General features: G+C 61.6%; 7 protein-coding genes. 6 read left to right on the top strand and 1 reads right to left on the bottom strand.

What is annotated here, in order from left to right; translation table 11 throughout:
• The 3 genes from AB4Z11_RS12930 to AB4Z11_RS12920 form a co-directional block, all read left to right on the top strand.
• The coding region (locus tag AB4Z11_RS12930) for an efflux RND transporter periplasmic adaptor subunit (RefSeq protein ID WP_442025656.1) at window positions 1-1,100 on the top strand (1,100 nt) is incomplete at its 5' end.
• Window positions 1,101-1,114: 14 nt separating this feature from the next.
• Entirely contained in the window at window positions 1,115-4,237 is a 3,123-nt protein-coding gene (locus tag AB4Z11_RS12925) for an efflux RND transporter permease subunit (RefSeq protein WP_442025655.1), read from the top strand.
• A 92-nt stretch (window positions 4,238-4,329) separates the two neighbouring features.
• Complete coding sequence (locus AB4Z11_RS12920) at window positions 4,330-4,551, top strand: hypothetical protein (RefSeq protein WP_442025654.1); 222 nt, start codon at window positions 4,330-4,332, stop codon at window positions 4,549-4,551.
• Window positions 4,552-4,578: 27 nt separating this feature from the next.
• Here AB4Z11_RS12920 and AB4Z11_RS12915 read toward each other — a convergent pair whose 3' ends face one another.
• Window positions 4,579-5,229, bottom strand: a complete 651-nt coding sequence (locus AB4Z11_RS12915) for a hypothetical protein (protein ID WP_442025653.1) — start codon at window positions 5,227-5,229, stop codon at window positions 4,579-4,581.
• Between the two features lie 111 nt (window positions 5,230-5,340).
• On the opposite strand from AB4Z11_RS12915, the gene ypfJ reads away from it, so the two are divergent.
• From ypfJ to AB4Z11_RS12900, 3 genes are all read left to right on the top strand, one after another.
• Window positions 5,341-6,222, top strand: coding sequence for a KPN_02809 family neutral zinc metallopeptidase (gene ypfJ / locus AB4Z11_RS12910; protein ID WP_442025652.1), 882 nt, complete (start codon window positions 5,341-5,343; stop codon window positions 6,220-6,222).
• Window positions 6,223-6,274: 52 nt separating this feature from the next.
• Entirely contained in the window at window positions 6,275-8,365 is a 2,091-nt protein-coding gene (locus AB4Z11_RS12905; RefSeq protein WP_442025651.1) for a prolyl oligopeptidase family serine peptidase, read from the top strand.
• Between the two features lie 116 nt (window positions 8,366-8,481).
• Window positions 8,482-9,239, top strand: a 758-nt coding sequence (locus tag AB4Z11_RS12900) for a HAMP domain-containing protein (RefSeq protein ID WP_442025650.1), incomplete at its 3' end; no start/stop codon positions are given.

Raw genomic sequence — 9,239 nt, 5'->3', positions numbered from 1 at the left:
GCCTGCTGCTGGGCGCAGGCATTCTGTTCCAGGACACAAGCAAGCCTGCCAGCCCCGCAGTCAAGGCGGCAGAAGACTCCATTCCGATGTCGGACCAGCAGATCAAGCTGGCCGGCATCACGTTCGCGAACGCCGGCGCGGCCAGCATCGCTACCGTTGTCCGCCTGCCGGGCGAAGTCAAACTGAATGAAGACCGCACGGCGCACGTGGTCCCGCGCCTGCCCGGCGTAGCGGAATCGGTGTCGGCCGATCTGGGCCAGCGGGTTAAAAAAGGACAGGTACTTGCGGTCATCTCCAGTCCCGAACTGGCCGACCTGCGCAGCGCCCTGCTGGCGGCCGAGAAACGCCTGACACTCGCAAAAATCACGTTCGAACGCGAAGAGCTGCTTTGGCGGGAAAGAATTTCCGCCGAACGGGATTATCTGCAAGCCCGGCAAGCATTCAGCGAGGCCGAAATCCAGGCACAGAGCGCCAAGTCCAAACTGACCGCGCTTGGCGCCGACGTAAGCGAGGGGGCACTCAACCGCTACGTGCTGCGTGCGCCATTTGACAGCGTCGTAGTCGAAAAACATATCACCCAGGGCGAGGCGGTCAAGGAAGACGCCAACGTGTTCCTGCTGTCCGACCTTTCCAGTGTCTGGGTGGAAGTCGTGGTCGCGGCCAGGGACATCGAGGCAGTGCGCGTCGGCGCAGCGGTTGAAATCAGATCCGGCAGCACGGGATCTTCCGCCATCGGCAAGGTGAGTTACGTCGGCAATCTGCTCGGCGAGCAAACCCGCACCGCCAAGGCGCGCGTGGTCATCGACAATCCCGGCACGGCATGGCGCCCTGGCCTGTTCGTGGATGTCTCGCTGGCGCGCGGAAAAAAAGAGGTCGGCGTCGCGGTGCAAGCGGAGGCGATCCACACACTGGAAGGCAAGCCTGTCGTCTTCACGCAAGCGGCAAACGGCTTCAAGGCCAACGCAGTGCGCACCGGGATCAGCGATGGACGCCTGGTCGAAATCCTTGACGGCTTGCCACCCGGTGCTGCGTACGCCGCGGCCGGCAGCTTCGTGATCAAGGCACAGCAAGGCATCGCCAGTGCCGAGCATGGGCACTGAGAGGGAGCACCAGCATGTTTGAGAAAATCATTCGATTCGCCATCCAGCAGCGGTGGCTGGTGATGCTGGCGGTGCTTGGCATGGCCGCGGTTGGCGTCTACAACTACCAGCGCTTGCCGATTGATGCGGTGCCGGACATCACCAATGTCCAGGTGCAGATCAATACGTCCGCAGCGGGATATTCGCCGCTGGAGGTCGAGCAGCGCATTACCTACCCGCTCGAAACCGTCATGGCCGGGCTGCCGAATCTGGAGCAGACACGGTCGCTCTCGCGCTATGGCCTGTCGCAGCTGGCCGTGATCTTCAAGGATGGCACGGACATTTACTTCGCGCGCCAGCTGGTGAACCAGCGCATTCAGGAAGCGAAGGACAGCCTGCCGGACGGCGTGGTCCCGGCCATGGGGCCGATATCGACAGGGCTTGGCGAGATTTATCTCTGGACGCTTGAAAGCGAGCCGGAAAGCGCCTATACGCCAGCGGACCTGCGGGAGATGCAGGACTGGATCATCAAGCCGCAATTGCGCCAGGTATCCGGCGTGGCCGAAATCAATTCGATTGGCGGCTATACGAAGGAGTACCACATCACGCCTGATCCGGCCAAGCTCCGATCGTATGGATTGACGTTGAAGAACGTGTTGACTGCCGTAGACCGCAACAACGGCAATGTCGGCGCGGGCTATATCGAACGGCGCGGCGAGCAGTTGCTGGTGCGCGCGCCGGGCCAGGTCCGCTCGCTGGACGATATCCGCAATACGATTTTGCAAAACGTTCAGGGCGTGCCGATTCGCGTGCGCGACGTCGCCGATGTCGCGCTGGGCCGCGAGCTGCGCACGGGTGCAGCAACCGAGAACGGGCGCGAAGTCGTGCTGGGTACAGTGTTCATGCTGATCGGCGAAAACAGCCGCGCCGTGGCGCAAGCGGTGGCGAAGAAAATGGTGGAGGTCAACCGCTCCCTGCCCGCCGGCGTCAAGGCTGTTCCGGTGTATGACCGGACGGTGCTGGTCGATAAGGCCATCCATACCGTCAAGAAGAACCTGCTGGAAGGCGCTGTGCTGGTCATTGCCATCCTGTTTCTCTTCCTCGGGAATATCCGGGCTGCCGTGATTACGGCGATGGTGATTCCGCTTTCCATGCTGTTCACCTTTACCGGCATGGCCAGCTACAAAGTCAGCGCCAACCTGATGAGTCTTGGTGCGCTGGACTTCGGCATCATTATCGACGGAGCCGTGGTCATCGTGGAAAATTGCGTCCGCAGGCTCGCGCACGCGCAGGAGCAGCGCGGGCGCACGCTGACACTGGACGAGCGCATGCGCGAAGTCTTCGCTGCTGCACAGGAAGCGCGCCGTCCGCTTCTGTTCGGCCAGTTGATCATCATGGTGGTGTATTTGCCGATCTTCGCACTGTCCGGCGTGGAAGGCAAAATGTTCCACCCGATGGCCTTCGCCGTGGTCGCGGCGCTGGCCGGCGCGATGATGCTTTCGCTGACTTTCATTCCTGCTGCGGTGGCACTGTTCATCGGCGAGCGTGTTGCGGAAAAAGAGAATCGCCTGATGGCCATGGCGCGCCGGACATACCAGCCGATGCTTGCCAAGGTCCTCGCCAACGGCGCACTGGTGATCACCACGGCCGCCGTGCTGATCGCCTTGTCGGCCCTGCTGGCAAGCCGCATGGGCAGCGAGTTTGTGCCAAGCCTGAATGAAGGCGACCTCGCCTTGCAGGCATTGCGTATCCCCGGCACCAGCCTGACGCAATCGCTTGAAATGCAGAAGAAGCTGGAAGCCGGGCTGAAGGCGAAGTTCCCGGAAATCGAGCGCATCTTCGCCCGCACCGGCACAGCGGAAATCGCGTCCGACCCGATGCCGCCCAATATCTCGGACGGCTACATCATGCTCAGGCAAAACCGGCCGGACCTGCTCGAAACCATCCAGCAGGAAGCGGAAAAATATGCAGGCAATGCTTACGAGTTCTCGCAACCGATCCAGCTGCGCTTCAACGAGCTGATTTCCGGCGTTCGCAGCGACGTCGCAGTGAAAGTGTATGGCGACGATATGGACGTGCTGGCGCAGACCGGCCAGCAGATCGCCCGGACGTTGCAAAGCATTTCCGGCGCGGCCGAGGTCAAGGTGGAACAGACCGAGGGATTGCCTATGCTGACCGTGGACATCGATCGCGAAAAGACGGCGCGCTATGGTCTGAATATCGCCGATGTGCAGGAAACCGTCGCCATCGCGACCGGCGGCCGCACAGCGGGCGTCAAGTTTGAAGGCGACCGGYGCTTCGATATCGTCGTCCGCTTGCCGGAAGCATTACGCAGCGATGTGGAGGCGCTGAGCCGGCTGCCGATTGCCCTTCCCGGCGGGTCCTTCATCCCGCTGGCGGAAGTCGCCGCGCTGGAGTTTGCGCAGGGACCGAACCAGATTAGCCGCGAAAACGGCAAGCGGCGCATTGTGGTCAGCGTCAACGTCCGGGGCCGCGACGTTGGTGGCTTCGTCAAAGAAGCGGAAGCGGCCATCGCAGCAAACGTGAAGATCCCGGCGGGCTACTGGACCGGCTGGGGCGGCACTTTCGAGCAGCTGCAATCGGCCACGCAGCGCCTGCGGATTGTGGTACCGCTCGCGCTGTTCCTGGTGCTCACCCTGCTGTTCGTGATGTTCAGGGATGTCAGGGATGGACTGCTGGTATTCACCGGGATTCCCTTTGCCCTGACCGGCGGCATTGTTGCGCTTTGGCTGCGCGGCATTCCGCTCTCGATTTCGGCGGCCGTCGGCTTCATCGCGCTGTCCGGCGTAGCCGTGCTGAATGGCCTGGTCATGATCGCCAGTATCCGCAGCTTGCGCGAGGATGGCGCCACCATCGATGACGCTATCACCACCGGCGCGCTGACCAGGCTGCGGCCCGTGCTGATGACGGCGCTGGTCGCCTCGCTCGGCTTCGTGCCGATGGCGCTGGCAACGGGCACCGGTGCGGAAGTCCAGCGTCCGCTTGCCACCGTGGTGATCGGCGGCATCCTGTCATCCACGGCGCTGACACTGCTGGTGCTGCCTGTGCTTTATCGCCTGCTGCAATCCAACAGCGGCGCCGGTTTGTTGGGCGCGTTCCAACAATTCAGGGCGAAGCTATGGCGCCCTGCCCCGTGATCCCGTTGGCATGCTAGATGCATCGTTTGTAGTGAGCGTACAAAGCTGCGTTCACTACCGACTTTTTATCTTTATCTATTAGGAGAAGCATCATGAAAACGTTGATCATCAAAGACCTGAGCGTGAAGGCCATTACGGAAAAACATGAGCGCGAGTTTGCGCGTTCGCTTTCGCGTGAAGAAATGACACGCCTGCACGGCGGGCGCAGCGTGGTGGTCACCGTCGACGGCGGCCGCACACACGGCACCGTCGACGACTTCAGCCTGAATATGGAAATCTTCAAAGGCAATATCGGCGGGCCGATGATCAACTAAGCACCCGGCCGGTGCGTGCTGGATGGATTACTCCAGCCGCACCGCGCGGATCTGCCGTTCCAGCATCTGGCGCGCCAGTTGCGCATCCTTCAGTCCTTCGGTTCCGGGCGCCGCGCGGCGTTCGCATTCGGCCAGCAATTGCGCGGGCTTGGCCGGGTCCAGTTTGGCGCCTGCCGGCGACACGCTAAGCTGGGCATATTTGACGGCCACGCGGCACAGGCCGGGCACGTCCGGCGCCGAGATCAGATCGGCCGGCGACAAATGGGCTGCGTAGTCCATGTCCACCGGTTTGCACGAGCCGCCCAGCCGGAAGTAGGCCTCGTCCAGCGCGCTCACACTGGCCAGCAGCGCTTCCGCATCCTGCACGCTGTAAGCCTTACCCTCGCCGCACTCGGCAAAGATGCGCTGCACCGACGACGGTTCGCCGCGCTGCGCCGCCTTGCGTACCCATTGCTGGGCGGTGCCGCGGTCGCGCGGCTCAAAATACTGGATGAGTTTGAGCATGGCGATGGTGTCGCCTGCCGTCGCCTGCTGCTGGACAGCCGCCAGGCACTTCTGCGTGTAAGCCGCAGGCTGCTGTTGTGCACAGTCCAATTCAGGCACGCGCAGGAAATACACTGCCCCTGCGACTACGGCCCACAGCACTGCTGCCACGATGTACCACCGTCGTGCTTTCACACAACCTCCATTTCTGAGCAAAATGCAATTGTAAAGATTTCCAACAAATCAKGCGCCACACCAGGTCGCCATGTTATATAGTGAAAAACATGGATAACAAAGGAGCAGTACATGCGCTGGGAAGGTAACAGGGAAAGCGACAACGTCGAAGATATGCGCGGCGATGGCGGCGGCGGTGGCGGAGGTTTCGGCTTCGGCGGGCGCTCCATCGGCATCGGCACGATTCTGATCGCACTGGTGGGCTCCTACTTCCTTGGCGTGAGCCCGTCCACCATTCTGAGCCTGTTGAGCGGTGGCGGTCCGGTCGCCGTGCAGCAGCAACAGCCACGCTCGCACAGCACCGATCCAAACGACCGCCAGGCCAAGTTCGTGCGCGTGGTGCTGGCCGATACCGAAGACACCTGGGATGAGCTGTTCAAGCAGCAAGGCGCGCAATACGTGCGGCCCAAGCTCGACCTGTTCACGGGCCGCATTCCAACCGCATGCGGCCAGGGCCTGACCGCCACCGGTCCGTTCTACTGCCCCGGCGACCAGAAAGTCTATATCGACCTTAGTTTCTACAAGCTGATGGAGCAGCGCTTCGGCGTGTCCGGCGAATTCGCCAAGGCTTATGTGATCGCGCACGAGGTGGGCCATCATGTGCAGAACCTGATGGGCATTTCCGAGAAGGTCGACAATGCACGCCGCCGCGCTTCCGAAAAGCAGGCGAACGCGCTGTCGGTGCGCATGGAATTGCAGGCGGACTGCTTTGCCGGCGTGTGGGGCTACCACGCCAACCGCGCGCGCCAGATCCTGGAACAGGGCGATATCGAAACAGCGCTGGCCGCCGCGACCGCAATTGGCGACGATGCGCTGCAGCGACAGGCCACCGGTGAAGTGGTGCCGGATTCCTTCACCCACGGCACCTCCGAACAGCGCGTACGCTGGTTCACGCGCGGCATCAAATCGGGCGATATCGCCCAGTGCAATACCTTCGAGGCCAAGCAACTGTAAGTAGATCCTTCATTGGTGTAGAGTACGTATTCTGCAATCTTGAGGAGACAGAATGCGTTCGTACCGAAAACTGGCCAGCGGCATGGTGCTCGGCCTGGCAGCGCTGGGTCAAGGCCATGCCGAGACCCGGAAGCCCGATCCCTATCTGTGGCTGGAAGACGTAGGCGGCGACAAAGCGCTGGCCTGGGTCAAGGGGCAGAATGCGGTCGCGCTGAAGGAGCTGCAGGCCCGGCCCGAATACCCGGCCATTCACGAACGCCTGCGCACCATCCTCAATTCGAAGGAACGCATTCCCTTCGTCGTCAAGCACGGCGACTTCCTGTACAACTTCTGGCGCGATGCCCAGCACGTGCGCGGCATCTGGCGCCGTACGACCATGGAGCAGTACCAGAAGCCGGCGCCGGCCTGGGAAACCATTATCGATGTCGACCAACTGGCCGCCGATGAAAAGGAAAACTGGGTCTGGCATGGTGTGCACTGCCTGTATCCAAAGGGCGAGCGCTGCCTGGTGTCGCTATCGCGCGGCGGCGGCGATGCGCATGTGGTGCGCGAGTTCGACACCGCCTCGCGCGCTTTCGTGAAAGACGGCTTCACGCTGCCGGAAGCAAAGAGCGATATCGCCTGGATCGACCAGGACACCCTCTTCGTCTCCACCGATTTCGGCGAAGGCTCGATGACCACTTCCGGTTATCCGCGCATCGTGAAGGAATGGAAGCGCGGCACGCCGCTGACGGCCGCACGCACGCTGTACGAAGCGAAGACCGAAGACCTGGGCGTCGGCGCTTACAAGGACTTCACGCCCGATTACGATTTCCAGTTCGTCTCGCGCCAGATCGGCTTCTACAGCAGTGAGCTCTTCCTGCGCGAAGGCGACAAGCTGACCAGGATCGAAAAGCCGGAAGACGCCAATGCCTACACGGTGCGCGACCAGCTGATCATCGACCTGCGCTCCGATTGGGAAGTTGGCGGCCAGCGCTACCCGCAAGGCGCCCTGCTCGCCACCGATTTCCGCAAATTCATGGCCGGCGAGCGCAAGTTCGACGTACTGTTCACGCCAACCCCAACCAGTTCGCTGGACGGTGTCTCCGCCACCAGGAGCAAGCTGCTGCTGAATGTGCTCGACAACGTCAAGAACCGTCTGGTCGAGTACACGCACGTGGATGGCAAATGGCAGCAGCGCAAGGTCGATGCCCCTGCCTTCGGCACGCTGGAAGTCAGCGCCATCGATCCTATCGCCTCAGACGACTACTTCCTGACCGTCACCGACTTCCTGAACCCGACCACCATGTACCTGGCGCACAGCGGCGGCGACCAGCGCTCTTCGCTGAAGTCCCTGCCAGGCTTCTTCGACGCCAGGCCTTATGTGGTCAAGCAGTTTCAGGCCACGTCAAAAGACGGTACGAAGATTCCCTACTTCGTGGTGATGAACAAGCAGGCCAGGCTCGATGGCAAGAACCCCACGGTGCTGTATGGCTATGGCGGTTTTGAAGTATCGATGAAGCCTTTCTACAGCGGCACCACCGGCGAGGCATGGCTGAAGCATGGCGGTGTGTACGTGCTGGCGAATATCCGCGGCGGCGGCGAATTTGGTCCGCGCTGGCACCAGGCCGCACTGAAGGAAAACCGCCAGAAAGCGTTCGACGACTTCATCGCCGTGGCGCAGGATCTCATCAAGCATAAAGTCAGCAGCCCGCGCCACCTCGGCATCATGGGCGGCTCCAACGGCGGTCTGCTGGTCGGCGCCGTGCTGACCCAGCGTCCGGACCTGTTCAATGCTGTGGTGTGCCAGGTCCCGCTGCTGGACATGCAGCGCTACAGCAAGCTGCTGGCCGGCGCTTCCTGGATGGGCGAATACGGCGATCCGGACGATCCCAAGCAGTGGTCCTATATCAGCAAATACTCGCCCTATCAGAACGTATTCAAGGACAAGCACTATCCGCGCATACTGTTCACCACCTCGACCCGCGATGACCGTGTCCATCCCGGCCATGCGCGCAAGATGGTGGCCAAGATGGAGGAACAGGGCCACGATGTGCTGTACTGGGAAAACACGGAAGGCGGCCACGCCGGCGCGGCCAATAACGACCAACAGGCACAAATGTGGGCGCTGACCTATACCTTCCTGTTACAGCAACTGAAGTAAAAATGCAACACCTGCGCAATCGTGCGCAGGGTCCCTCTAAATTGTAATACGCTTGTTCGGCTAAACTACACAAAATTGCCATAATGCATTTTTGGCAAATCCGCCCGGAGGAATACGTGAACGATATGACCGAACTGCCGGAGGAATTGGATCTACGCCTGATCCTTTCCACCCTCATGGCACTCAAAAAAGGCGATTTCTCCGCGCGCATGCCCTCCGACTGGACGGGCGTCTCCGGCAAGATCGCCGACACCCTCAACGAAATTATCGAGAACAACGAACGCATCGTGAAAGCGGTGACGGACGTGAGCCGCGTGGTGGGCCGCGAAGGCCGTCTGACGCAGCGCGCGGCGGTGCCGAACGTGTCCGGTGGCTGGCAGACGATTATCAGCTCCGTCAACACCCTGATCGACGACCTGGTGCGCCCGACCACCGAGATGGCGCGCGTGATCGGCGCCGTGGCGAAGGGCGACTTGTCCCAGACCATGGCGCTGGAAGTGGACGGCCACCCGCTGAAGGGCCAGTACCTGCGCGCCGCAATGACGGCGAACACCATGGTGGAACAGCTGTCCTCCTTCTCCTCCGAGGTGACGCGTGTGGCGCGTGAAGTGGGTACGGAAGGTAAGCTGGGCGGCCAGGCGCAGGTGAAAGGCGTGGCGGGTACCTGGAAAGACTTGACCGACTCCGTGAACTCCATGGCAGGTAACCTGACGTCGCAGGTGCGTAACATCGCGGAGGTGACCACCGCCGTGGCAAACGGCGACTTGTCCAAGAAGATTACGGTGGACGTGCGCGGCGAAATCCTGCAGCTGAAAGACACCATCAACGTGATGGTGGACCAGCTGCGTTCCTTCGCATCGGAAGTGACCCGCGT

The organism is Pseudoduganella sp. RAF53_2, assembly GCF_052113985.1.
Classification (GTDB): domain Bacteria; phylum Pseudomonadota; class Gammaproteobacteria; order Burkholderiales; family Burkholderiaceae_D; genus Rugamonas.
This window is presented reverse-complemented; position numbering and strand designations above follow the sequence as displayed.